The organism is Mesorhizobium sp. M0018, from assembly GCF_040323955.1.
Lineage (GTDB): Bacteria > Pseudomonadota > Alphaproteobacteria > Rhizobiales > Rhizobiaceae > Mesorhizobium.
Genome location: NZ_JAMYVL010000020.1, coordinates 86,713 through 110,563, shown reverse-complemented (window position 1 = coordinate 110,563; position 23,851 = coordinate 86,713). Strand labels below are relative to the sequence as shown.

Sequence of the window (23,851 nt, the reverse complement as noted above, 5' to 3'; positions counted from 1 at the left end):
CCGAGTCAATCGCGAGAGCGGGTTAAAACGGCGGCAAACCGGCGGATCGCGAGACTGTGATCGGGCGACGTGGCAGGCTGGCTGGATGCCGGCAAGTGGTGCCCGCGGCTATCTCTGCTTCAGCCGGCGGGGAAAGCGCAGCCATTTGTCCTCGGCCGGCCGCGTCGGCTGCGTGAGGATGGTGGTGAGCTCTACCGGCAAGCTCGGAACCAGCGGCTTCTTGGTGGCGACGCCGTCGGCGATCGCAACCACGCTGTGGTAGAATTCGGTGCCCGCGAGCGATCTCGGCGGCGTCGCCTCATGCATGATCGAGATCACAGTTGCATCAGGGCAATTGTCCTTGATCGCCTGGTGGAAGGCGATCCGTCCATCGGGGTCGAGCGCGCCGGTGGCTTCATCGAGGAACAGCAATCCCGGCTGCTGCAGCACGATACGGGCGACAACCAGCTTCTGTTTCTGCCCACCCGAGAGAACCTGATCCCAGATCTTTCCTTCACGGCTCTCATCGGCCAGATGCTCGATGAAGTCGCCGAGACCGGCCTTGTGCAGGGCGGAGGCGACCTGGATGTCGACGTAATCATGCTCGGAACCTGGCAGGCAGACCAGTTGCTTCAGCGAGACCTGCTGCAGCTTCACCTCCTGGGCGGCGTAGAAACTCTTGACCCCTTCCGGGAAGACGATGGTGCCGCGGCCATAAGGCCACAGGCCGTTGATCGCCTTGACCAGCGAGGTCTTGCCACAGCCGGATTCGCCCTTGAGGAACGTCCACTCGCCACGCCGGAAGCGCAAGTTCGCGGCACTCAGGAAGGGCGTTGCATCCTCACCCTGATGCGCCAGTTCAAGCTTCTGGATGGTCAGGCCGAAGACCGGGTTTTGGCGGTCGTAGCGGAAGTCGGAGCGGCCGGTCTGCTGATAGAATTCCTGCGGGTGCTGGACGTTTTCGATCGCCTGCGCCAATTCAATGACGCGCAAGCTGTTGGCGCGCAAGGTGGCAAGACTTGGCATGACATGGATGAACCACGAACATTTGCTGATCAGCGCGTTGACCTGTTCGGAACCTGTTATGTAACCCTTGAGGTCGAGGCCGTTATGGATAAACGGCACAAGGCCAGGCCCGAAGGCGACAATTTTGGCACCGACAAAGTTATAGACCGATTCGAATCCCGAATAGATGGTGTTGACGATGTTGAACTTCGACCAAGTCCTATCGATGTCGAGATAGAGCCGGCTATGTATCGTCTTCTGCACGACTTCGCCTTGCGAGGCCGCCACATGAAAGCTGCGGCGCAATAACGTGATCAGTTCGCCCCGATAGCTGCCTTCAGCCTTCTGCATCCTGATGTTGAGCCACTCCAGCATTCCGCCGATTTTGACTGCGATCCAGGTGTTGAACGGCACGTAGAGAGCGACCGCCAGCAGAGCAAGCACGACACTCCCGTAGCTGCCGAGGAACTCGAGTCCTTTTACCTCCACAGAATTTGCCAACAAAGCTCCACCGACAAAGTAGAGCGAGGTAAAGACACTGAATACGCCCATGGCAAGCCCAATAGCGCCGCCTGTCATGTCCTTGATCGATTCCTGCACGCGCTGGTCGATGTTGTCGGGCGCTGCCGTGCCGGACGAGCCATGCTGGGCGTGGTAGTGTGAATGGTTGGGGTCGAGTAGCGCCGCATTGAAGCGGCTATCTAGCCAGCCGCGCCATTTGCGATGCAATGTCGCCGATACAAACTTGCATGTACTGGTAATGCCCATGTCCTTGAGCACAACCAGCAGCACGAGCAGGCCGGCATTGGTCAGCAGCGTTTTGAGCGGCGTGGTATTCGCGGCGTCGTGAAAAAAAGCGATTGAGGTATATAGTTCAGCCGCCGCCACGGTAAACCAGACGTCGGCTTTGCTGGAGAGCCCTGTCAGCAAGCCTATTACCAAGGTGAGCGTCCAGGCTTCCACCCACCGGTCCGAGAACCAGTAGGCCCGCATCAGTCCCCAGAAGCTGCGCATCGACGATACGGGCGTCAGGGGCGACGGCCTTGCGGCACCGCGGAGCCATTTTTCCGATATTGAATGTCGCGTTGGTCTATCGACCCGAATCACTATCCCGCCCAAACGATTTTTCTTTTGTTACGGACAGTAACACCAATTGATCATTTTCCATTAGCTTTTCACCAGTCGCAGGTGGCTTAGCTTGCCGGCCGTTGCAGTGGAGCAACAGAATGAATGATCACGGCGCTGTGCCGTCACGTTTCGAGGGGCGGAATACCAACGCAATTTCAAATAGTTACTTGCCTGCGCCCGAGCAAGTAGAGATCTTCCCCAAGGGAAGGTCTTCACACAGCTTTGTGAACATAGAAGCGCCTTCCAGCGGCCGATCTTCACAGCCTGAACCGCCTTCACGGCCAGTCCGGCCTCGTCGGCGGCCAGGACGTGACCGTATGATTCGTGTTTGAAGCCGCCTTGTCAGGAACCCGTAATCGGCCAAGCAATGACTTTGCCGACACAGTCCAGGATGCGGATCAATATCAATTGGCCCGTGCTTTTTTAAAAGCGCGCCCAAACCTCGTTTGACAAAGATGCGCTTCGGATCGAACCTGCCGGACGCATCCAGGTTTGAACCGGGGGGAAGTTCTTCATGCTTGCACGGACATTGTTTGCGGCGATGCTCGCAACGTTCGCCTGGCTGCCGCAAACATATGCCGGCAGCCAGGCCGTTCCCGCAAACGCCGAGGGACAGATCGAGTTCAACACGCCGTCCGGCAATATTGGCTGCATCTACACACCGAAGGGCGGCACCAGCACCTACGAGCCGCAGGATGGCGGACCGGAACTGAGTTGTTCGCGCGTCGAGCCCAGCTACGTCACGATCATCCTCGGCCCGAAAGGCCCGGCGACGCTGATCAAGAATCCGGGCGAGCAAGGCTGCTGCGGCGGCGTCACCAGGCTGGCCTACGGCAACAGGTGGAGCAAGGGGCCATTTTCCTGCCAGTCATCCACCAAGGGATTGACCTGCACCGGCAAGCATGGCCATGGCTTTTTCGTCAGCAAGGCCAAGGTGACCGTGAAATAGTCCGACTCAGTTCGCTGTTTCCAGTTCGCCGCGTGCCTTGGCCGCGGCGACCTGGCGGAGTGCATCGGCGAGCGTATCGGCGTCCTGGGCACCCATCACCGCATATTTGCCTTCAAGCAGAAAGCACGGCACACCCGATATGCCCATGCGCGAAGCGGTGGCGATTTCGGTGCGCACGGCCTCTACATCGGCGTCGGTCGGCAGAAGCGTTTCGACCACGGACGCATCCATGCCGGCCTCGCGGGCGGCTTCGATCAGCACGGCATGATCGCCGAGATTGGCGCCTTCCTCGAAATTCAGCTGGAACAGCCGGCGCACCAGCCGGTTCTGAATGGCCTCGCCGGCCGTGCCGGCCCAGCGAATGAGACGGTGCGCATCCAGCGTATTGGGCGCGACCTTGATGGCGTCGAAGGCGAAGGAGATGCCTTCAGCCTCGCCCAGCTGCTCGATCCGGGCATGGATTTCGCGGATGCGTTGCTCGCTGCCGAATTTCGCCACCATATAGTCGCGGCGGTTCTTGCCCTCGGGCGGGATTGTTGGGTCGAGTTGGAAGGGCCGCCAGCGTATGTGAACGTCGATATCGACGGCGGCAATCGCCTTGTCGAGCCGTTTCTGGCCGATAAAGCACCAGGGGCACACGACGTCGGAGACCACATCGACAGTAATCGAGTTCTCGTCGTTCATCTTGATCTCCTGTTGTGAAGAGGTCACTTCGGTTTGCGCCACCAGGTCGGCAGCTGATAACCGTATATGGGCGTCTTTTGCGGATGTTCCAGATAGTTCCAATAGGCGAGCCATTGCTGGTTGTTGTGCTGCGTCGGCACCATGTAATTGCCGGAGATCAGCAGCCGGTCGAGAACGCGGACGGCCGCTACATAGTCCTCCTTCGAACGAGCTCTCAGCATCGCCTCGATCGCCGCATCCACTGCGGGGTCGGCGACACCCGCTAGGTTGAACGAGCCTTCCTTTTTTGCTGTCGACGACCCCCATCGCGCGCGTTGCTCGATACCGGGAGACAGTGAGCTGGCGCTAGAACCGATCAGCACGTCGAAATCGAGGCGCTGCTTGCGCGACTGGATCTGGTCGCCTTCGAGACTGCGGATGCTGACGCCAATTCCGAGCTTCGCCAGGGCGCGCTGGTAAATGGCGGCAAGACGCTCCTCGTCCTGTGAGGCGGTCAATATTTCGAAACCGAACGGCTTACCCTCGGGATCGAGCATCACACCGTCCTGCACGGTATAGCCTGCACCTTTCAATATCTCGAACCCCGCCTTCAGCACCTTGCGGTCCTGGCCGGAGCCGTCGGTGACGGGCGGCCTGTAGGTGCCGTCCATGACATCTGCGGGCACGCGATCGGGGTAGGGCGCCAGCAGGGCTTTTTCCTGTTCGCTGGCCGGGTGGCCGAGCGCGGACAGCTCGGAATTCTGCCAAAAGCTCACGGTGCGCGTGTATTTGCCGCCGAACAGGTTCTTGTTGGCCCATTCGAAATCGTAGAGCATGCCGAGTGCACGCCGCACGACCGGATTGGAAAATTTCGGCAGCCGCGTGTTGAACAGGAAGCCGTTGACCACCGGCGGGATGCCGGTGTCGAAAGTTTCAGCGATGACCTCGCCCCTGTGGAAGGCCGGAAAATCGAGATCGCGCTCGCGTTTGACCGGGTCGCTGTCGTCGTCGATGGCGCAGATGCCTTTCTTGAACGCTTCCTGCTTGGCGTTGGCGTTGAGGAAATACTCGATGGTGATCTGGTCGTAATTGTCGAAGCCGCGCTTGGATGGCACGTCCTTGCCCCAATAATCCGGATTGCGCTTGAACACGATGCGCTGGCCGGGCACCACCTGCGCCACCGTGTAAGGGCCACTGCCGATCAAAGGCTTCAGCGTCGTCTTGTCGAAGGTCTCCTTGTTGAAGGCGTGCTTCGGCAGGATCGGCGTCAGCGCGATGATCAATGGAGTCTCGCGGTTGGCATCGTCGTTGAAGATGAACCGCACGCTACGGTCGCCGGTCTTTTCGAGTTTGGCGATCATACCCATACGGTCGCTGTAAGGCGGCCGGCCCTTCTCGGTGAAGACGTCATAGGTAAACATCACGTCTTCCGGCGTCACCGGCTCGCCGTCCGACCATTTGGCCCTGGGATCGAGGTGGAATTCGATGCTCTTGCGCTCGGGGTCCATGTCGGCGGAATCGGCGAGCAGGCCGTAGAGACTGAAGGCCTCGTCGTAGTTGCGCTGCATCAGGGGCTCAAAGACGAGATTGCCATAGGCTTGATCCATCATGCCACGCGCGGTAGTGCGCAGGCTTCTCAGGATGAACGGATTGAGATTATCGAAGCTGCCGACGACGCAATAGGTAATGCTGCCGCCTTTCGGCGCGTCGGGATTGACGTAGTTGAAATGATCATAGTCGGCCGGCAGCGCCGGCTCGCCCTGCATGGCTAGCGCGTGCTTCGGTTCCGACAGAGCCGGCTGCAGGGAAAGGCCGACAAACAAGATTGCGGCGATCAGCCAAACGACAACGCGGCCCATGACCGTCTCCTTCCCGATTCGATGCGCAGCATACATGAGCCGGTCGTGCACCGGCCAACCCCTTGAGCCTATCCCTTGGCCAAGATTCGCGAGACCCGGGCTGGATTCGGCACCGCTTGCAGTGTAACACGCCGTCCGAAGTCATTCTGTTGCCTCATTTCGGCAACAGGTAGCTGGACCACACGGCATGAAAAAAGCCGGTTCCGGGATCATTTGAGAGGAATGCACGACATGACGAGCCTGAACAGCAACGCGTACCGCCTGTCGGTCATGGCCGCTGGCGTGGTCGGCATTCTGGGCGCCGGGATTCCCGCTGCTTCCGCGCAGCAGCAACAGCAGATTCCGCAAGGCTGGTTCAAGGCCTGCACCAAGCAGGAAGACGTCGACATCTGCAATGTCCAGAACATTACCACCGCCGGCAACGGCCAGCTCATCACCGGCGTCAGCCTGATCGAATTGAAGGGCAAGGTGAACCGCAAGGTGTTCCAGGTGACGGTTCCGACCGGCCGTCTCGTTCCTCCCGGCATCGGCCTCCAGATCGACGGCGGCAAGGCGCAGAAGCTCGACTATGTGATTTGTTTTCCGGATCGCTGCGTGGCGGAAGTGCCGCTGAGCGATCAGCTTGTCGCATCCTTCAAGAAGGGATCGGCGCTGACGCTCACCTCGGTCAATTTCCAGAACCAGCCGAACCCGATCAAGATTGCGCTGACCGGCTTCAGCGGCGCCTTCGACGGCCCGCCGCTGCAGCAGTCGGACATCGAGGACCGGCAGAAGAAGCTCCAGGAGTTCGTCGCCAAGAACAATCAGGACTTTGCCAAGAAGCTCAAGGAAGAGCAGGAAAAGGCGAAGGCCGCCAACTGATCGACGGGTTTTCGAACCAACAAAAAAGCGGGGGCTCATACCCCGCTTTTTTCGTTTGGACCGGCCGTTTGTCGCGTTCAGCCAAGTCTCAAACCAGTCCCAGCCCAGCCAGATCCCGGCTAAGTCAATGTCTCAATTGGTGCTTCGGCTCGTAGCGCCCGTCCGGCTTCTTGTCGAACATTTCACCAATCTGCGGATGCCGGACCGGTTCGCCCGACCGGTCCTCGAGTAAATTCTGCTCGGACACATAGGCGATGTATTCCGTTTCGGAATTCTCGGCGAGCAGATGATAGAAAGGCTGGTCCTTGCGCGGCCGCACGTCAGCGGGGATCGCCTCGTACCATTCGTCAGTATTGGCGAATTGCGGATCGACGTCGAAAATGACGCCGCGGAACGGAAACAGCCGGTGCCGAACCACCTGTCCGATCGAGAATTTGGCTGTCTTCATCGCACTCACCACTTGAACTTCTTGAACGCCACGCATCTCGGAACACGCAAGGAACGCTCCAGGACTTTAGATTCTTACGCACCGGTCCGGCAAAGATTGGCCCAGACCTTAAGGTCGACATCGTCATTATTTGGCGCAGACGCGGCGTCAATTCAATCCCGATCCCCTTGATGCCGGGTTGAGCATCGCGAGATGCGGATCAAGGGCGGTGGCCAAGATCGCTATCGCTCAGCCGGTTTTCGAAATCCGCCAAAAAACGCCGCAAAACCGCTGCCGGGTCGAAGACCCTCGCGCATGAAAAACGCCCGTAACGGCGCAAACCCCTCAAGCGCGCCCAGGCCAGCGCTGCGCACCAGCTGGGCCGGCAGCATGTCGGAAAGCAGCGACATGTTGAGCAGGTTGACCGCGCTGCTGCGCGCCAGAATGTCCGGCCGCCGCTTGAAATCATAGGCTGCAAGCGCCTTGGGGGCGCCCGGGTCCGAGCGGTTTCTGCTTGCGGCACCAATCAGGTCGTCGATGTCCCGGATGCCGAGATTGAGGCCTTGCGCGCCAATTGGGGGAAACACGTGGGCGGCTTCACCGACAAGTGCCACGCGGCGCTGCGCAAACCGCCACGGGCTCACCGCTGAAAGTGGGTAGACCTGCCGGCCGGGCTCAACCGACACGCGGCCCAACATCGATTGCATCCGCTGTTCGACCCGCGTCGAAAGCTCGGCGTCGTCGAGTGCTGCAAGGTCCTTGGCGATATCGGGTTCGAGCACCCAGACAAGGCTGGACCGGTTGCCGGGCAGGGGAACCTGTGTGAACGGACCGGTCTCGGTGTGGAATTCGGTCGAGGTGAAGGCATGGTCGCTGCGGTGACCGAAATTGAGCACCAACGCCGCCTGCGGATAGGATCGGATCGAGGTGCGGATGCCGGCTGCCTCGCGGGCCGGCGACTGACGGCCATCGGCGGCAACTGCCAACGATGCCTCAACCTCGCTGCCGTCGGCGAGAACGGCATGGGCATGGTCGGGATCGAGGCGCCATGCCTCCACCATCGACTTTCGCCATTCGATGCCCGAGTGCGCGACAGCCTCCGCTAGCATGCGGTTGAGAACGCTGTTGGGCAAGTTCAGCCCGAATTGCTCTTCGTTGATCTCGCTGGCGCGAAAGGTCACTGTCGGGCTGCGGATCAGCCGGTTGGTTGCGTCAACGATACGCATCACCTTGAGCGGCGCTGCGTGCGGCCTGATTCCGTCGAAGATCCCTAGCCGTTCGAACATCTTCAGGGCAGGGTTCATCAAGGCTGTCGTCCGGCCGTCGGGGCCGGCTGCATCGGGTCCGACGAGCGTCACGGGAAAGCCCGCCTCGGCAAAGCCAAGCGCCGCGATCAGCCCCGCAGGGCCGCTGCCGGCGACCAGTATCCGTGCTGTTTCCCGATGGTTCAAATTCGGCTTCCGGATTGCGAGGTGAGGCCCGTCCGACCTGCTGGTCCATATAGGTCAGGTGATGCGGCTTGATCAACGCGGCGATTCGGCCCATTCGGTTGCCATGACCGGCCAACAAGACGATTTCAGCCACCTCGACGGCACCGGCCGCGCGATGGCGAGCGTTGCATGCAGCCCTCGACTGACGGTGGGCGTCGTTGCCGGCATGGGCATCGCCGTTGCCTGGCTCCTTCTCGGCGCAATGGCAGTTCGGGGGGCGGTGAGCCGGCTCCCGGGCGCCGATGTACCCGGCGACGCCGTGCTGGAATACCTGCCGCAACTGCCGCTGCCGGATTTCCTTGCGCGTTTCTTCGCCCTTTGCCTTGCGCCGGCGCCGCTTCGCGCAAGCGTAGGCGCGCAAGGCGGGGCACTCACCGCGATGTGGCTGTTGATGGCCATCGCGACCATGCTGCCCTCCGCGGCGCCGATGATCCGCACCTATTGCGAGATCGCAGATACCGCCCGGATCAAGGGGGAACCCGTTGCCCATCCGCTGATCCTGGTCGCTGGATATTTGAGCGTCTGGCTTGCCGCCTCGGCAATATTCGCTGCCCTGACGCTCGCAGTCCATGCATTCGTGTCATCCGGGCAGATGCTCGATCCGCTGCTTGGAATTGCCGGAGCAGCCGCGCTGTCGATCGCTGGTCTCTATCAGTTCAGCTGGCTGAAGGAAGCCTGTCTGGAGAAGTGCAGAAATCCGTTCTCGGTCCTGTTCGCCAACTGGAGCGCCAGGCCCATTCGCATTTTCCGGCTCGGTATGGAGCAGGGCCTGTGGTGCCTTGGATGCTGCTGGGCGCTGATGCTGGTAATGTTTGCCGTCGGTGTGATGAACGTGTTCTGGATGGCGCTGGTCGGCTTGTTTAGCCTGGTCGAAAAACAGACGGCAGGCAATCTGCCGACGCGGTTGGGCGGTGCGATACTGCTTGTCTGGGCAGCTGCGCTACTAGTAGTCTCGGCATGAGGGGGGAGAATTCGATGACAGATCAAAACTGGGCAATGAAGGGAGAGCTCATCCTTTCCTGCAATTGCACGGTTTTTTGCCCTTGCGTTCTGTCGCTCGGCAATCATCCGCCTACGGAAGGCTATTGCCAAACCTGGGCGGGGTTCCGGATCGATGCCGGCCATTTCGGCGAGGTCGACCTGTCCGGCCTCAATCTTGGGCTGGTCATGGAAATCCCCGGTTATATGAGCCGCGGCAACTGGACGGCGGGCCTGTTCATCGACAAGCGCGCCTCGGTTTACGCTATGAAGGGACTGACGAAGATATTCACCGGCAAGGCCGGTGGAACCACATCGCTGCTCTCCATCCTTGTCGGACAGTTCCTCGGTGCCGAGCAGGTGCCGATCACCTACGAGACGCGTGAGAAAACACGCATCTTTCAGATACCGAAGATCATCGATGGTGCGGTGACGCCAATCACCGGCAAGGATCGCGACAAGGATACGGTCATCAGCAATTCGGAATACTGGATTGCGCCGGAAATCATCGTCGCCAAATCCGACAAGAGCAAAATGCGGGCCTTTGGCCGCAACTGGAACTTTGCTGGCCGTTCGGCCGAAATCTGCAAGCTGGACTGGCGGGGCCCGTGAGCAAGAAGACGACGGCCAGGAAAATCGCCGACCGGATTCCGCGGCCGAAGAAGAAAGTCACATGGCCTCAGGCGCGGGCGTTCTCGGTCCATCTCTTGACCGCGTCGGGCTCATTCCTGGCGTTTCTGTCGCTGGTGGCAGCAAGCGAGCAGCGCTGGACGGCGATGTTCTGGTGGCTGGGGCTGGCGCTTTTCGTCGACGGCATCGACGGGCCGATCGCCAGGAAGCTCGATGTCAAGGAAATCCTGCCGACTTGGTCGGGCGAACTGCTCGACAACATCATCGACTACGTGACCTACGTGTTGATTCCGGCCTTCGCGCTCTATCAGCGCGGCTTCATGGGCGAGCGCCTGTCGTTCCTGTCGGCGGCGATCATCGTGGTGTCGAGCGCAATCTACTATGCCGATACCGGCATGAAGACGAAGGAGAATTTCTTCAAGGGCTTTCCGGTCGTCTGGAACATGGTGGTGTTCACGCTGTTCGTCATCGAGCCCGGACAATGGGTTTCTTTCGCCGTGGTCGTGGTGGCCGGCATTCTCACCTTCGTGCCGATCAATTTCATCCATCCGGTGCGGGTGAAGCGGCTGCGGCCAATCAATCTCGGTATGACGCTGCTTTGGTGCGCTTTCGGCGCGCTGGCGCTGGCGCAGGCCGCACTTGCCTCCTTCTACGACCAGATCGGCGTGCTGGGCGAGCAGGTCAGCGATTTCATCAAGATCGGGATTACGGTCACCGGGCTTTACCTCGCTTGCATCGGCGCTATCATGCAGTTCTTCCCAAATCTCGGCGCCAAGCCGGATAAGAAAGCCTGATCCCAAGAGAGCCAGAAAATGTCCAAAGCGATCCGCATCCATGCCCATGGCGGCCCGGAGGTCCTGACCTATGAGGATGCCGATCCCGGGCAGCCGGGCTCGGGACAGATCCTGGTCAAGCATACCGCGATCGGTCTCAATTTCATCGACGTCTATTATCGCTCTGGCCTTTATCCGCCGCAGGGCGGATTTCCGCTGATCCCTGGCGGCGAGGCGGCCGGCGTGGTCTTGGATGTCGGCTCGGATGTCGACTGGCTCAAACCCGGCGATCGCATCGCCTACGCCGTGACGACCGGCGCCTATGCCGGGCAGCGCGTGATCGCCGCCGACCGCGTGGTGAAGGTGCCGGACGGCATCAGCGACGAACAGGCCGCAGCCATGATGCTAAAGGGCATGACCGCCGAATATCTGTTGCGCCGTACATTCAAGGTGAAAGCCGGCGACACGATCCTGTTTCATGCGGCGGCCGGCGGTGTCGGGCTGATCCTCGGCCAATGGGCCAAGCATCTCGGCGCGACAGTGATCGGCACGGCGAGTTCCACCGACAAGATCGAGCTCGCCAAGGCGCATGGCTTCGACCACGTGATCAACTATCGCGAACAGGATTTCGTGGCCGGCGTTGCCGCTATCACCGGTGGCGAGAAATGCGACGTTGTCTACGATTCAGTCGGCAACGACACATTTCCAGCCTCGCTCGATTGCCTGCGGCCGCTCGGCACTTTCGTCAGCTTCGGTCAATCGTCTGGGCCGATCCCGCCCTTCAGCATCTCGTTGCTGGCGCAGAAGGGCTCGCTGTTCGCAACGCGGCCGACACTGTTCGTCTATAATGCCAGGCGCGAAGACCTCGAGGCTTCCGCCGCCGCCTTGTTCGGTGTGGTGCTCAGCGGCGCCGTCAAGATCAAGATCAACCAGCGTTACGCGCTCAGCGAGGCCGGCAAAGCGCATTCCGATCTCGAAGGGCGCCGGACCACCGGGACAACAATACTTATCCCTTAGGCGCCCGCAGTTTCGGGCCGCCGACGCCGCCGTTCTTGCGAACTGCTTTTTACCGCTTGAGTTTCCGCTGAAATTCTTGAAGCTCTTTCAAGTCGTGAGGCGCTTACCGTAGAGAGCAGCCCGCGCATACGATGCTTGCGGGAACACAGAACATGTCTGGCAAACCAGATGGAGGCACCGTGAGTGCAGATCAGGACGGCGCAAACCTGCTTGAGGTTCGCGGCCTCACAAAGATATTCGGCACGTTGACGGCGTGCGACCATGTCGATCTCAACATCGCCAAGGGCGAGATCCATGCGTTGCTTGGCGAGAACGGCGCCGGCAAGTCGACCCTGGTGAAAATGCTGTTTGGATCGCTGGAACCGAATTCCGGCGAGATTTTCTGGAATGGCCAGGCGGTCAGGATCACCAGCCCCGGCACCGCAAAAAAGCTCGGCATCGGCATGGTTTTCCAGCATTTTTCCCTGTTCGAAGCGCTGACGGCGGCGGAGAACATCGCGCTGTCGCTGGATGACGGCTCGCCGATCAGCACGATCGCGGCCAAGGCGAGGGCGCTCTCCTACAGTTACGGCCTGCCTCTCGATCCGCTATCGCTGGTCGGTGATCTGTCGGTCGGCGAGCGTCAGCGCATCGAAATCATCCGCTGCCTGCTGCAGACGCCGCAACTTATCATCCTCGACGAACCAACTTCGGTGCTGACGCCGCAGGAGGCCGATAAGTTGTTCGAGACGCTCGAACGGCTGCGTTCGGAAGGAAAGTCCATCCTCTACATTTCGCACCGGCTGGAAGAGGTCAAACGGATCTGCGACCGCGCCACCGTGCTGCGTCACGGCAAGGTGGTCGGCCATTGCAATCCGCGCCAGGAAACCGCGTCTTCGTTGGCGCGGATGATGGTCGGCAACGAGGTGCTGGCCGTGGTGCGGGCGCCGGCCGAGGGTATCGAGACCGCGCCGGTGCTGCTTCAAATCCGCGAACTCACCCGCAAGCCGGCGACCCCGTTCTCGATCCCGCTCAGGAACATCAATCTCGAGGTCCGCGCCGGCGAGGTGATCGGCATTGCCGGTGTGGCCGGCAACGGCCAGGGCGAATTCTTCGAATCCGTTTCCGGCGAGGTGCTGCAGCAGGATGCCGGCTCGGTCCGCATCCGCGGCAAGGATGCCGGCGGCCTCACCATCACCGGCAGGCGTCTGATGGGCGCTGCCTTCGTCCCGGAAGAGCGGCTCGGCCATGGCGCAGCACCGCGCATGAAGCTTTCGGAGAACCTGCTTCTGTCGCGCCACGCCACCGATGGCAAGATGTTTGTCGGCGCCGGTGGAATGGTCAAGGGCGATGCGATCCATACCGCTGCCCAGCGCATCATAAAGGCAATGGACGTGCGCAAGAGCGCGCCGGATCCGGAGGCTGCGGCTCTTTCGGGCGGCAATCTGCAGAAATTCATCGTTGGCCGCGAACTCGACCGCCGGCCGAGCGTCTTGGTGGTCAATCAGCCGACCTGGGGGGTCGACGCGGGTGCGGCGGCCCACATCCGCCAGGCGCTGATCGAACTGGCGCGCAGCGGCTCGGCGGTGCTGGTGATCAGCCAGGACCTCGACGAGCTGTTCGAGATTTCCGATGCGATCACGGTCATGCACAATGGCGAATTGTCGAAGCCGCTACCGATAGCTGAAGCGACATTCGAGAAAATCGGGCTGCTGATGGGCGGCGCCGAACCCGGTCATGCCGAACATACGCTGGAGACGGCCTGATGCGCCTCGAACTTGTAAAACGCCCGCAGCGCTCGATGCTGTTTTCGGCACTCTCGCCTTTCATCGCTTTCGTTTTGACGATCATTGCCGGTGCCATCATGTTCGCGCTGCTCGGCGTCAACCCGTTGACCGCGTTCCGCATCTACTTCATCGAACCGATCAGCCAGGTCTGGCAGTTGCATGAGCTGGCGATCAAGGCCGCCCCCCTGATCCTGATCGCGGTCGGACTGTCGGTCTGCTACAAGGCCAACATCTGGAACATCGGCGCCGAAGGCCAGTTCATCCTGGGCGGCATTGTCGGCTCGATCATCCCCGTGCTGTTTCCGCAGTTCGAAGGCCCATTGGTGCTGCCGCTGATGCTTCTGCTCGGCATGGTCGGTGGGGCCGCCTATGCTGCAATCCCGGCACTGCTGAAGACGCGCTTCAACACCAACGAGATCCTGACCAGCCTGATGCTGGTCTATGTCGCCCAGCTCTTCCTCGATTGGCTCGTACGCGGGCCGTGGCGCGATCCGCAGGGCCATGGTTTCCCGCAGACCATCCAGTTCAACGACTCGGCGATACTGCCGGAACTCCTCCCGGAATCCGGCCGGGCAAACTGGGGATTTGTCTTCGCGCTGATCGCGGCGATACTGATCTGGATCCTGATGAGCCGTATGCTGAAAGGCTTCGAGGTCCGCGTGCTCGGCTCAAGCCCGAGGGCAGGGCGCTTCGCCGGGTTTGGCCTTAACCGCATGGTCTTCTTTGCCTTCCTGCTGTCGGGCGCACTGGCCGGACTTGCAGGGATTTCGGAGGTCTCGGGAGCCATCGGACAATTGCAGCCGGTGATCTCGCCCGGCTACGGATTTACCGCTATCATCGTGGCATTTCTCGGCCGGCTCAATCCGCTCGGCATCGTCGCCGCAGGCCTTGTGCTGGCGCTGACCTATCTGGGCGGCGAGGCAGTGCAAAGCGCGCTCGGCATCTCCGACAAGGTGGCGCGCGTGTTCCAGGGCATGCTTTTGTTCTTCGTGCTCGGCTGCGACACGCTCATCCATTACCGCATTCGCCTGACCGGCTTTTCCGCGCCGAAGCTCGAGGCAGGGCCGAAGCTGGAGGAAGCCCGCTGATGGACATCACCGTCAACATCCTCTTGACCATCGCTACGGCGGCGACGCCGCTGCTGATCGCGGCGATCGGCGAACTAGTGGTCGAACGTTCGGGTGTGCTCAATCTCGGCGTCGAAGGAATGATGATCATGGGTGCCGTCGGCGGTTTCGGCGCCGGCTATCTCACCGGCTCGCCTTGGATAGGGCTGTTGGCGGCAATCACCATGGGGGCAGTGTTCTCGCTGCTGTTCGCCGTCATGACGCTGTCGCTGGCCACCAATCAGGTGGCCACCGGCCTGTCGCTGACACTGCTCGGCCTCGGCCTTTCCGGCATGATGGGAACGAATTTTGTCGGCCAGCCCGGCGAAAGGCTGCCAAACCTCGATATTCCCGGCCTGACCGCAATCCCGGTCGTTGGCAGGCTGCTGTTCGGCCAGGATCCAATCTTCTACATCTCGATCGCGCTGACCGCCGCCGTCATGTGGTTCCTGTTCAAGACCCGCACCGGGCTCACGCTGCGCTCGATCGGCGACAGCCATGCATCCGCCCATGCGCTTGGCATCCATGTCATCCGCTACCGCTATCTCTCAGTGATTTTCGGCGGCGCTTGTGCCGGCCTCGCCGGCGGTCACCTATCGCTGGTCTACACACCGCAATGGGTGGAGAACATGACCGCCGGCCGCGGCTGGATCGCGCTGGCTCTGGTCGTCTTCGCCTCCTGGCGGCCCTGGCGGGTGCTGGCCGGCGCCTATATTTTCGGCGCGATCTGGGTTGGCCAGCTTCACGTCCAAGCCATAAATCTGCAGGACTTCGTCGACGCGCCCTGGTTGCTCTACAAGTTAATTGCGTTCTTAAAATCGTTTCCCTCGCAACTGCTTTCTTCGCTGCCCTATCTGGCAACCGTCGTGGTTCTCGTTCTAATCTCGCGCAACAAGCGTTTGACGATGATGAACACGCCGGCCTCCTTGGGCCAGCCATTCGTTCCGGATCGTTGACAACAAAAAGACGGAAGCTCCAAGGCTTAACTCAGAGAGGTAACACAATGAAAAAACTGCTTATTGCCCTGATGGCGGCGACGGCCGCATTGTCGCTGGCGGCATCAGCCGAGGCGGCGGACAAGCTGAAGGCGTGCTGGGTCTACACCGGCCCGATCGGCGATTTCGGCTACTCCTACCAGCACGACCAAGGCCGCCTCGAGGTGGAAAAGGCACTCGGCGACAAGGTCGAGACCGCCTATCTCGAAAACGTCTCCGAAGGCCCCGATGCCGACCGCGCCTTCGAGCGCCTGGCGCGCGAGGGATGCAAGATCATTTTCGGCACGTCCTTCGGCTTCATGGACCCGGAAGTGAAGATCGCCAAGAAATTCCCCAAGGTGATGTTCGAGCACGCCACCGGCTACAAGACCGCCGAAAATCTCGGCATCTACAATGCGCGTTTCTACGAAGGCCGTTACGTGCTTGGCCAGATCGCCGCCAAGCAATCGAAGTCGGGCGTCGCCGGCTACATCGTTTCCTTCCCGATCCCGGAAGTGGTGATGGGCATAAATTCCTTTATGCTCGGCGCACAGTCGATCAACCCGAACTTCAAGGCGAAGATCGTGTGGGTGAACTCCTGGTTCGATCCGGGCAAGGAGGCCGATGCTGCCAAGGCATTGTTCGACCAGGGCGCCGATATCGTCGTCCAGCACACCGACTCGACCGCTGCCTTGCAGGTGGCGGAGGAGCGCAAGCTGCACGGCTTCGGGCAGTCCTCCGACATGATCAAGTTCGCGCCGCACGCGCAGCTGACCGCGCTGACCGACGAGTGGGGTCCCTACTACATCAGCCGGGTCCAGGCGGCGCTCGACGGCACCTGGAAGCCAGACAATGTCTGGCTCGGCATTAAGGACGGCGCCGTCAAGCTGGCGCCGTTCACCAACATGCCCGACGACGTCAAGGCGATGGCCGAAGCCACCACCAAGAAGATCGCCGACGGCTGGAACCCCTTCACCGGGCCGATCGCCAAGCAGGACGGCACACCTTGGCTGAAGGAGGGCGAGGTCGCCGACGACGCCACGTTGCTCGGCATGAATTTCTACGTGAAGGGCGTCGACGACAAGCTGCCGCAGTAGGCGGTCGGAAACATATCGAACGAAAGGGCGCCACGTGGCGCCCTTTTTCATTTTGGACGGAATATCAGACTGCTGAGCCGTAAAGGTCGTAAGCGTCGGCGCGCTCGATCTTGACCGTGACGATGTCGCCGGCGCGCAGTGGCCGCCGCGACTGGATATGGACCGAGCCGTCGATTTCGGGCGCGTCGTATTTGGTCCGGCCCTTGGCCGAATTGCCATGCGCCTCGTCGATCAGGACCGGCAGGCGCTTGCCAATTTTCTTGGTTAGCTGCGTTGCCGAAATCTTCTGTTGGCGCTGCATGAAGCGGTGCCAGCGGGCTTCCTTGATCTCCTGCGGCACTTGCTCGAGGCCGAGCTCGTTGGAGCGGGCGCCTCTGACCGGCTCGTATTTGAAACAGCCGGCGCGGTCGATCTTGGCCTCGTCCAGCCAGTCGAGCAGCATCTCGAAATCGTCGTCCGTCTCGCCGGGGAAGCCGACGATGAAGGTGGAGCGGATGGCAAGGTCCGGGCAGACGTCGCGCCAGCCGCGAATGCGCTCGAGCGTCTTTTCGCCATGAGCGGGCCGGCGCATGTTCTTCAGCACCTGCGGCGAGGCGTGCTGGAATGGGATATCGAGATAGGGAAGAATCTTGCCCTCGGCCATCAGTGGAATGACGTCCGCGACATGCGGGTAGGGATAGACATAGTGCATGCGCACCCAGACACCGAGCTTACCCAGTTCTTCCGATAGATCGAGGAATTTCGCCCGCACTTCGCGATCGCCGAACATGCTGGTCTGGTATTTGATGTCGATGCCGTAGGCGCTGGTATCCTGCGAGATGACGAGGATCTCCTTGACCCCGGCCTTGGCCAGCTTCTCGGCTTCGCGCAACACGTCGGCGGCCGGCCGCGATACCAGGTCGCCACGCAGCGCCGGGATGATGCAGAAGGTGCAGCGGTTGTTGCAGCCTTCCGAAATCTTGAGATACGCATAGTGGCGCGGCGTGAGCTTGACCCCTTGCGGCGGCAAAAGGTCGATGTGGGGATCATGGCTCGGGGGGGCAGCCTCATGCACCGCCGCCATCACGCTTTCATAAGCTTGTGGTCCGGTGATGGCGAGGACGTTCGGATGTCTTTCACGGATGACGTCCGGCTCGGCGCCGAGGCAGCCGGTGACGATAACTTTGCCATTCTCCGAAAGTGCGGAGCCGATGGCGTTGAGCGATTCGTCGCGAGCCGAATCGAGGAAGCCACAGGTGTTGACGACGACCAGGTCGGCGCCGTCGTGCTTGCGGGCGATCTCGTAGCCTTCGGCGCGCAGGCGGGTGATAATGCGCTCGGAATCCACAAGGGCTTTCGGGCATCCAAGGCTGACGAAACTGACGCGAGGGGCGGACATCTAAGCTTTTCCGGATTTTCAGGATTGGCGGCGCAGTATCACACTTGTCGCGGCATTGGTATGGGCAGCGGCTGCGGCGAAACGCAACCGCCAGCGTCGCCGAAGGCTCGCCGAAGCTGAAAGGCCGGCCGATGAGAATTCGAGTCGGCGTGTCAGCTCACCGCACTGCTGACATGCGGCAAGACTTCCACCGCGCCCCGGTAGATCATATCGAGTGCGACATAAAAGATGATCAAAAGGCCGATATAGGCGATCCAGCGATGGCGGTGCAGCAGCTTGGCGATGAAGCTCGCGGCAAGGCCCATCAGCGCGATCGACAGGACGAGGCCTATCACCAGCACCTGGAAGTGATCGCGCGCCGCGCCGGCGACCGCCAGTACGTTGTCGAGCGACATCGACACGTCGGCGATGACGATCTGCAATGCCGCCTGACCCAAGGTCTTCTTGCGCGCCTTGCCGGCCACCATATCATCGCTGTTGATATCGGAATTGGACAGCGCTTCGGTCGCCTCCACCTCGTCGGCATACGACGTGCGCAGCTCGCGATACATTTTCCAGCACACCCACAGCAGCAAGATGCCGCCGGCCAGCAGCAGGCCGACAATCTGTAACAGGGTGACGGTGATCGCAGCAAAACCGATACGCAGCACCGTCGCCGCCACCACGCCGATGAGAATCGCTCTCTTGCGCTGCTCGACCGGCAAGCCCGCCGCGGCCAAGCCGATGACGATGGCGTTATCGCCTGCAAGCACGAGGTCGATGGCGATGACCTGGAGCAGGGCAGAGAAGCCCGCGGCAGTGAAAATTTCCATCGACTGGAAGTCCCTTGCTGGTTGGCCGACCGTTCGCGTCGAATGCCTGGAGGGCCTAACGTGTATGGTTCCTGCGCGTCAAGGGACTGGTTGGAACAAGGTCGGCAAACCGCCCGTTATTGCGGCAATATACAGAGTTTGCGACGATCGGCCCGAACACCGGCAAAATGCGGCCACAGGTCGCGAATGCCTAGTTATAGAGATTGTATTTGGGCCAGTCGCTTTCCGGAATTTCATCACCGATCCGATAGCGGAGCTGCAGGACTTCCATATGGTCCGGCGCTGTTTCGCATTTGAATTTCAGCCGGTACCACTGTCCCTTGCTGCGAAACGCAGCACCCGGGCTCTTGATCGCATCGGCGCCCATTTCGGGCGTCGCAAAAGCGTAGGCGACGACACGATCGGCTTTGTATTTGTGGTCGTCGCGGGTAATCCGGTCGAGAATTTCGGCGTCGCATCGCTGCTCCAGCCGGGTTTGCGGATCGAGTTTCAGCAGGCCGGCGCGCAATGCGCTGTCCATTGCGCTGGCCGGCCAAGCCACTATCGTCCATGCGAGGACCGCAGAAAATAGTTTATTCATGGGCGGGAGAAGCATCATATTCGGGCGGAGAAATCAACCCGACGAAGCGCGGCTGCGCGGCGGGTGACAGTCTTCGCTTTGTGGCAGGTTGTTGATTACGCAATAGTATCACCGGTACTTTGGTATCGTTGCCACGATCAGCACCTGTTGCATTTCAGCGACGCGAGAGGTGGTGCGCTGCATGGGGCAAAGCGGCGGTCGCCCCGAAGCGGACCGGCCTGTTAAACCCAGGCAGTCGAGAATCCGACGAGCGGAAAACTCGACGTCATGCCTGCAGGATTGAAGACGGATATGGCGGAGGGAGTGGGATTCGAACCCACGGTGGGCTTGCACCCACGCCGGTTTTCAAGACCGGTGCCTTAAACCGCTCGGCCATCCCTCCAAGGTGATTTTTCAATCACTTAGGATATCGCGAGAGGAGCGGGTTCGAGTTGTCGGTACCGGATTGGCACCAGGACGTTCCCCGACCGGTTCGCGCTCCATTCCTGTAAAGCCGCATTCAGCGCCAAGTCAACCGTGGCGGCCGCACCTTTCGGCGCGATCCAGGGCGGTGAGCAGCGTCATGGCGAGCTGTGTTTGTGCTGAGTGTGGAAAATCGTTTTTAAAACCCGCACGGACTATTAATCGTTGAGCGCTGATATGTTGGGCGCGTTAGGCACATGTAAGTAAATCGTATTCTGGAGTTGATTTTGGCCGTACTTGGCGCTCTCCCGCCCGGTCTTCGCTGTAGACCAGTCCGCGAAACCGACTGGGAGGGAGTGGTTGATTGCCTGTGCAGGGGCTTTCCGGCGCGTAATCGGAGTTACTGGATACACGCTCTGACCCGCTTGTCGCAGCGGCCTGTGGTTGCCGAGTTCCCACAATATGGCTTTGCTTTGGAGCATGCCGGTCGGATCGTCGGCGTCGTGCTCACCCTTTATGCTCGCTATCACGGGTCGGAGAGCGAGGAAATTCGCTGCAATCTTTCAAGCTGGTCAGTCGATGCAGATTTCCGTCCCTATGGCGCCATGTTGGTTGCGGCGGTTCTCAAGCGGAAGGACGTGACCTACACGAACATTTCGCCTGCACAAGCGACATTGAAAGCCAACCGGGCGCTCGGCTTTCGGCTCTTCTCCAGCGGACAATTTACCTTCTTGCCGGCTTTAAGTTCGGCGCAGCGGTCATGTCGCGTGGTCGAAGTGCGTCCCGATCTCCCGGAATTGGCGATGCTGCCCGAGAGTGAGAGATACATACTCTCGGAACACGCCGCGCTGGGCTGCCTGTCGTTGATCTGCATTTGCGACGGAGTAGCGTTCCCCCTGGTGTTGATGCCGCGCCGAATGTTGCACGGTGTTATCCGATGCCATCAGGTCATCTATTGCCGCTCGCTTGCGGATTTGGGCCGCTGCGCCGGCGCGATGGGGCGCTTTCTCTTGCGAAGCGGAATCCTGGTTTGCTTTGTCGACGCCAAGGAGCCGATTCCAGGCTTGGTGGGATGGTACCGCCCCAACAAGGGGCTGAAATACTTCAAAGGTCCCAGACCACCCGCACCTGGAGATCTGACGTTCACCGAACTTGTGATCTTCGGTCCCTGAATCTGCGCTCGCAGCCACGCCAAGCCAGGGGCAAAGTGCGCCACCAACGAGCGTTTCTGATCGATAAGCGATGATTTTCATGCCGATCAGCGAAGCGGTCCGTGCCACAATCTCGCCCGGTTCCGACCACAATCGGTTAATACGGTGATAAACAATTCCTGCGCACAAAAAGGATTGGGGTAGGGCGTCGCCGGCGTTTCTGGAGTGGCTGCTTTGGCATCGCTGACGTTCATGCTGCGGTGCCTTCGTCGATGCTATAGGGGACAATCAAAATATGCAGACCACGGCGCGCCCGCGTCTTCGTCGCGCTTCCGCTTTCGCGCTGTTGGCCTTGTCGGCAGCCTTTCTTGCAGCATGTGCCGGGCCGCAGCAAAAGGCGATGGTCAACAAGAAACCTCGCTCCAAGGAATATTTTTCCGAAGCCGAATACGGCGTGAAAGCCAGCCCGCGCGTCATGTTCAAGACGTCTCGCGGACGCGACCAGCTCGGCAAGCCCTATCAGGTGCGCGGCAAGTGGTATTATCCGAAGGAAGACAAACGTTACGCCAAGGTTGGCCTCGCATCCTGGTACGGTGAGGCCTTCCACGGCCGGTTGACGGCCAACGGCGAAGTCTACGACATGGCAGATCTGACGGCGGCGCATCCGACCATGCCGCTGCCGAGCTATGCGCGGGTCACCAACATGAAGACCGGCAGCTCGGTGATCGTGCGCGTCAACGACCGCGGGCCCTATCATGATGGACGCATCATCGATGTGTCGAAGCGCGCTGCTGAAATGCTCGATTATGCCAATGTCGGTACGGCCGAGGTGAAGGTTGAATATGTCGGCCGTGCGCCGCTCGAAGGCAATGACGGGCAGTATCTGGTGGCTTCGTATCGTCCAGGCAACAGGGCGCCGGATCCGTCGGACGCTCTGCCCAGCGGCGTCATGGTCGCGATGAATGGGCCGTCGCCAAGCCTGCCGGTGAGCGCTGCTGCCTTGCCGTTCCCCGGTCAGCTGACGAATTCCGGGCAGGGATCCGATGCACGGCCTGTCATGGCGGTGCAAGCATCTGCTTCGGGAGACATTGTACTGCCCGATTTCGGCCCGATCGTGCCGGAGCGTCCGGAGATCAACCTGCCGGCGCAATCGCCGTTCACCATGGCGTCGCTGTCTTACGCCGACGAGCGCGTGCAGCGCGCCTCTAACGCGTTTGCCGGGCTGGATCGCACCGGCATGTCGTCCGCCGAGCTTCTTCAACCGTGGAAGCGGCAAGCCCCTCCAGCCGGGTCGCCCACCGCCTATGTCGCGGCGGGTTCATTCGAGAATGCCGCCGAAGCGGAGCGTGTGGCGGCCCAGCTTTCCAGCTTCGGCAAGACCGAAATCCAGCGCTCGGAACTTGAAGGCAAGGACTGGTACTCGGTCAACCTCTTTGCCGACGGTCGTGGCAGCCTGGACGAGATGCTGCAGGCAGCGTGGTCGCATGGTGCGCCGGATGCGCTTGCTGTACGCAACTGAGCTTGGGGCTGCCTGGTTTTTTCGCGCGCGATTGATCCGCCAGGCAAAAGCCTGATAGCTTCTGCCAACTTGCAAAAGCGCCGGCTCATTGGTCGAACCTGATGAAATCTTTTCACCCTTTCACCGGGCTTGTGGCGCTCGGCCTGCTGCTGCTCTCGCTTGCGCAGGCCTCAGCTCAGCTTTTCGAGACCAAGGCCGCCCAGGCCTTCATGATCGATGCCGAAACCGGAACCGTGCTGTTTTCCAAGGACGCCGACAGGTTGATCCCTCCGGCCTCGCTGGCCAAGCTGATGACGATGGAAGTGGCTTTCGACGCCATCAAATCAGGGCGCATGACGCTCGATGACACCTTCGTGGTGAGCGAGAACGCCTGGCGCAAAGGCGGCGCTCCTTCGGGGACATCGACCATGTTCGCCAAGCTCAAGTCGACGATCCGGCTGGAAGACCTGATCCAGGGCGTGACCGTGCAGGCGGCCAATGACGGCTGTATCGTCATCGCTGAAGGGATGGCCGGGTCCGAAGCAAATTTCGCGGCGCAGATGACCGGGCGTGCCCGCCAGATCGGCTTGCAGAAATCGACTTTCGTCAATTCCACCGGTCTGCCGGCCGATGGGCAGCAAACGAGCGTTCGCGAACTCGCGCTTCTGGCGCTGCATATCTGGCGCAACTACCCGGATCTCTACCGCTATTACGGCCAGAAGGATTTTACCTGGAACAAGATTTCCCAGAGGAACCGCAATCCGCTACTGGCCATGGACATAGGCGCCGACGGGCTCGCGGTCGGTGCCAGCGAGCAATCCGGGTTCGGCATTGTCGGCTCGGTCAGCCACAACGGCACAAGGGTGATCGCGGCGATGAGCGGTCTGGCAAACGACCGTGAGCGGGCTGAGGAAGCGCGAAAGCTGCTCGACTGGGGCGTTCGCTCCTTCGAGAAGACTGAAGTATTCGCCAAGGACGAAGTGGTTGGCGAAGCCCAGGTCTTTGGCGGTGCCAAGTCCGGTGTCGCGTTAAAGGCAAAAGGACCGGTGCAGATCTTCCTGCCGATCACCAACCGCGACAAGCTCACCGCCAGGATCGTCTATGACGGACCGGTGGCAGCGCCGGTGGAGGAGGGGCAGCCGGTGGGTACGCTGCGCGTCTGGATCGGCGATACGCTGAGCCAGGAGACGCCGCTGTTTGCCGCCGAGTCGATCGGTGTCGGTTCGCTTCCGCAGCGCGCGCTCGACGCCGCCAAGGAACTGGCCGTCGGCTGGCTGCGTTAGCACCGTCGCGGTGGACCTTTTTTTCCGCCGGGACTATACGGTCCC

Annotated in this window: 21 protein-coding genes and 1 tRNA gene; 13 read left to right on the top strand and 9 right to left on the bottom strand. The window is 60.8% G+C overall.

Annotated features, from left to right (window positions below; genetic code table 11):
* Window positions 1–108 precede the first annotated feature (108 nt).
* Entirely contained in the window at window positions 109–1,998 is a 1,890-nt protein-coding gene (locus tag NKJ81_RS24595; protein ID WP_352542024.1) for an ABC transporter ATP-binding protein/permease, read from the bottom strand.
* A gap of 628 nt (window positions 1,999–2,626) precedes the next feature.
* On the opposite strand from NKJ81_RS24595, the gene NKJ81_RS24590 reads away from it, so the two are divergent.
* A complete protein-coding gene (locus NKJ81_RS24590; protein ID WP_352448905.1) occupies window positions 2,627–3,061 on the top strand; it encodes a hypothetical protein in 435 nt (144 codons plus the stop codon).
* A gap of 6 nt (window positions 3,062–3,067) precedes the next feature.
* On the opposite strand, the gene NKJ81_RS24585 is transcribed toward NKJ81_RS24590, so the two are convergent.
* A complete protein-coding gene (locus NKJ81_RS24585) occupies window positions 3,068–3,745 on the bottom strand; it encodes a DsbA family oxidoreductase (RefSeq protein WP_352542023.1) in 678 nt (225 codons plus the stop codon).
* Between the two features lie 23 nt (window positions 3,746–3,768).
* A complete protein-coding gene (locus NKJ81_RS24580) occupies window positions 3,769–5,583 on the bottom strand; it encodes an extracellular solute-binding protein (protein WP_352542022.1) in 1,815 nt (604 codons plus the stop codon).
* Window positions 5,584–5,814: 231 nt separating this feature from the next.
* Between NKJ81_RS24580 and NKJ81_RS24575 the strand changes: the two genes are divergently transcribed.
* Window positions 5,815–6,444, top strand: a complete 630-nt coding sequence (locus NKJ81_RS24575) for an invasion associated locus B family protein (RefSeq protein ID WP_352448908.1) — start codon at window positions 5,815–5,817, stop codon at window positions 6,442–6,444.
* A 124-nt stretch (window positions 6,445–6,568) separates the two neighbouring features.
* Here NKJ81_RS24575 and hspQ read toward each other — a convergent pair whose 3' ends face one another.
* A complete protein-coding gene (gene hspQ, locus NKJ81_RS24570; protein ID WP_023675043.1) occupies window positions 6,569–6,892 on the bottom strand; it encodes a heat shock protein HspQ in 324 nt (107 codons plus the stop codon).
* 221 nt (window positions 6,893–7,113) lie between these two features.
* Window positions 7,114–8,322 (bottom strand): UbiH/UbiF family hydroxylase, encoded by a 1,209-nt coding sequence (locus NKJ81_RS24565; protein ID WP_352542021.1) that lies wholly within the window; start codon window positions 8,320–8,322, stop codon window positions 7,114–7,116.
* 103 nt (window positions 8,323–8,425) lie between these two features.
* Here NKJ81_RS24565 and NKJ81_RS24560 point away from each other — a divergent pair, with 103 nt between their 5' ends.
* From NKJ81_RS24560 to NKJ81_RS24525, 8 genes are all read left to right on the top strand, one after another.
* Window positions 8,426–9,322, top strand: coding sequence for a DUF2182 domain-containing protein (locus NKJ81_RS24560; protein ID WP_352542020.1), 897 nt, complete (start codon window positions 8,426–8,428; stop codon window positions 9,320–9,322).
* Between the two features lie 14 nt (window positions 9,323–9,336).
* A complete protein-coding gene (locus NKJ81_RS24555) occupies window positions 9,337–9,951 on the top strand; it encodes a DUF1326 domain-containing protein (protein ID WP_352502444.1) in 615 nt (204 codons plus the stop codon).
* 35 nt (window positions 9,952–9,986) lie between these two features.
* Window positions 9,987–10,763, top strand: coding sequence for a phosphatidylcholine synthase (gene pcsA / locus NKJ81_RS24550; RefSeq protein ID WP_502893794.1), 777 nt, complete (start codon window positions 9,987–9,989; stop codon window positions 10,761–10,763).
* Between the two features lie 18 nt (window positions 10,764–10,781).
* Complete coding sequence (locus tag NKJ81_RS24545; protein WP_352542019.1) at window positions 10,782–11,759, top strand: quinone oxidoreductase family protein; 978 nt, start codon at window positions 10,782–10,784, stop codon at window positions 11,757–11,759.
* 152 nt (window positions 11,760–11,911) lie between these two features.
* On the top strand, window positions 11,912–13,504 hold the full coding sequence (locus NKJ81_RS24540) for an ABC transporter ATP-binding protein (protein WP_502893792.1): 1,593 nt from the start codon (window positions 11,912–11,914) through the stop codon (window positions 13,502–13,504).
* Entirely contained in the window at window positions 13,501–14,613 is a 1,113-nt protein-coding gene (locus NKJ81_RS24535; protein WP_352448966.1) for an ABC transporter permease, read from the top strand. The genes NKJ81_RS24540 and NKJ81_RS24535 overlap by 4 nt, the downstream gene beginning before the upstream one ends.
* Entirely contained in the window at window positions 14,613–15,587 is a 975-nt protein-coding gene (locus NKJ81_RS24530; protein ID WP_352448916.1) for an ABC transporter permease, read from the top strand. The genes NKJ81_RS24535 and NKJ81_RS24530 overlap by 1 nt, the downstream gene beginning before the upstream one ends.
* A 47-nt stretch (window positions 15,588–15,634) precedes the next feature.
* Window positions 15,635–16,702 (top strand): BMP family ABC transporter substrate-binding protein, encoded by a 1,068-nt coding sequence (locus NKJ81_RS24525; RefSeq protein ID WP_352542018.1) that lies wholly within the window; start codon window positions 15,635–15,637, stop codon window positions 16,700–16,702.
* Between the two features lie 64 nt (window positions 16,703–16,766).
* Here the strand turns inward: NKJ81_RS24525 and rimO are convergent, their stop codons facing one another.
* The 4 genes from rimO to NKJ81_RS24505 all read right to left on the bottom strand — a co-directional run bounded on the left by rimO (window position 16,767) and on the right by NKJ81_RS24505 (window position 19,854).
* Complete coding sequence (gene rimO / locus NKJ81_RS24520; protein WP_352448918.1) at window positions 16,767–18,080, bottom strand: 30S ribosomal protein S12 methylthiotransferase RimO; 1,314 nt, start codon at window positions 18,078–18,080, stop codon at window positions 16,767–16,769.
* A 152-nt stretch (window positions 18,081–18,232) separates the two neighbouring features.
* The gene (locus NKJ81_RS24515) at window positions 18,233–18,892 is read right to left on the bottom strand and encodes a TerC family protein (protein WP_023675054.1); all 660 of its coding nucleotides are present in this window, start codon (window positions 18,890–18,892) and stop codon (window positions 18,233–18,235) included.
* Between the two features lie 190 nt (window positions 18,893–19,082).
* Window positions 19,083–19,490 carry a DUF930 domain-containing protein gene (locus NKJ81_RS24510; RefSeq protein WP_036238130.1) on the bottom strand — a complete coding sequence of 136 codons (408 nt, stop codon included), beginning with the start codon at window positions 19,488–19,490 and terminating at the stop codon, window positions 19,083–19,085.
* Between the two features lie 274 nt (window positions 19,491–19,764).
* A tRNA-Ser gene (locus tag NKJ81_RS24505) sits at window positions 19,765–19,854 on the bottom strand.
* 460 nt (window positions 19,855–20,314) lie between these two features.
* Between NKJ81_RS24505 and NKJ81_RS24500 the strand changes: the two genes are divergently transcribed.
* The 3 genes from NKJ81_RS24500 to NKJ81_RS24490 all read left to right on the top strand — a co-directional run bounded on the left by NKJ81_RS24500 (window position 20,315) and on the right by NKJ81_RS24490 (window position 23,806).
* The gene (locus NKJ81_RS24500; RefSeq protein ID WP_352448919.1) at window positions 20,315–21,046 is read left to right on the top strand and encodes a hypothetical protein; all 732 of its coding nucleotides are present in this window, start codon (window positions 20,315–20,317) and stop codon (window positions 21,044–21,046) included.
* A 274-nt stretch (window positions 21,047–21,320) separates the two neighbouring features.
* A complete protein-coding gene (locus tag NKJ81_RS24495) occupies window positions 21,321–22,544 on the top strand; it encodes a septal ring lytic transglycosylase RlpA family protein (RefSeq protein ID WP_352542017.1) in 1,224 nt (407 codons plus the stop codon).
* A gap of 101 nt (window positions 22,545–22,645) precedes the next feature.
* Window positions 22,646–23,806, top strand: a complete 1,161-nt coding sequence (locus NKJ81_RS24490) for a D-alanyl-D-alanine carboxypeptidase family protein (RefSeq protein WP_352471861.1) — start codon at window positions 22,646–22,648, stop codon at window positions 23,804–23,806.
* Window positions 23,807–23,851: the final 45 nt, after the last annotated feature.

Excerpts from the sequence above, each read along its gene's own strand:
- NKJ81_RS24595 (WP_352542024.1), bottom strand. The coding sequence starts at position 1,998 with ATGCGCAGCTTCTGGGGACTGATGCGGGCCTACTGGTTCTCGGACCGG.
- NKJ81_RS24590 (WP_352448905.1), top strand. The coding sequence starts at position 2,627 with ATGCTTGCACGGACATTGTTTGCGGCGATGCTCGCAACGTTCGCCTGG.
- NKJ81_RS24585 (WP_352542023.1), bottom strand. The coding sequence starts at position 3,745 with ATGAACGACGAGAACTCGATTACTGTCGATGTGGTCTCCGACGTCGTG.
- NKJ81_RS24580 (WP_352542022.1), bottom strand. The coding sequence starts at position 5,583 with ATGGGCCGCGTTGTCGTTTGGCTGATCGCCGCAATCTTGTTTGTCGGC.
- NKJ81_RS24575 (WP_352448908.1), top strand. The coding sequence starts at position 5,815 with ATGACGAGCCTGAACAGCAACGCGTACCGCCTGTCGGTCATGGCCGCT.
- hspQ (WP_023675043.1), bottom strand. The coding sequence starts at position 6,892 with ATGAAGACAGCCAAATTCTCGATCGGACAGGTGGTTCGGCACCGGCTG.
- NKJ81_RS24560 (WP_352542020.1), top strand. The coding sequence starts at position 8,426 with ATGACCGGCCAACAAGACGATTTCAGCCACCTCGACGGCACCGGCCGC.
- NKJ81_RS24555 (WP_352502444.1), top strand. The coding sequence starts at position 9,337 with ATGACAGATCAAAACTGGGCAATGAAGGGAGAGCTCATCCTTTCCTGC.
- NKJ81_RS24545 (WP_352542019.1), top strand. The coding sequence starts at position 10,782 with ATGTCCAAAGCGATCCGCATCCATGCCCATGGCGGCCCGGAGGTCCTG.
- NKJ81_RS24540 (WP_502893792.1), top strand. The coding sequence starts at position 11,912 with ATGTCTGGCAAACCAGATGGAGGCACCGTGAGTGCAGATCAGGACGGC.
- NKJ81_RS24530 (WP_352448916.1), top strand. The coding sequence starts at position 14,613 with ATGGACATCACCGTCAACATCCTCTTGACCATCGCTACGGCGGCGACG.
- NKJ81_RS24525 (WP_352542018.1), top strand. The coding sequence starts at position 15,635 with ATGAAAAAACTGCTTATTGCCCTGATGGCGGCGACGGCCGCATTGTCG.
- rimO (WP_352448918.1), bottom strand. The coding sequence starts at position 18,080 with ATGTCCGCCCCTCGCGTCAGTTTCGTCAGCCTTGGATGCCCGAAAGCC.
- NKJ81_RS24515 (WP_023675054.1), bottom strand. The coding sequence starts at position 18,892 with ATGGAAATTTTCACTGCCGCGGGCTTCTCTGCCCTGCTCCAGGTCATC.
- NKJ81_RS24510 (WP_036238130.1), bottom strand. The coding sequence starts at position 19,490 with ATGATGCTTCTCCCGCCCATGAATAAACTATTTTCTGCGGTCCTCGCA.
- NKJ81_RS24495 (WP_352542017.1), top strand. The coding sequence starts at position 21,321 with ATGCAGACCACGGCGCGCCCGCGTCTTCGTCGCGCTTCCGCTTTCGCG.
- NKJ81_RS24490 (WP_352471861.1), top strand. The coding sequence starts at position 22,646 with ATGAAATCTTTTCACCCTTTCACCGGGCTTGTGGCGCTCGGCCTGCTG.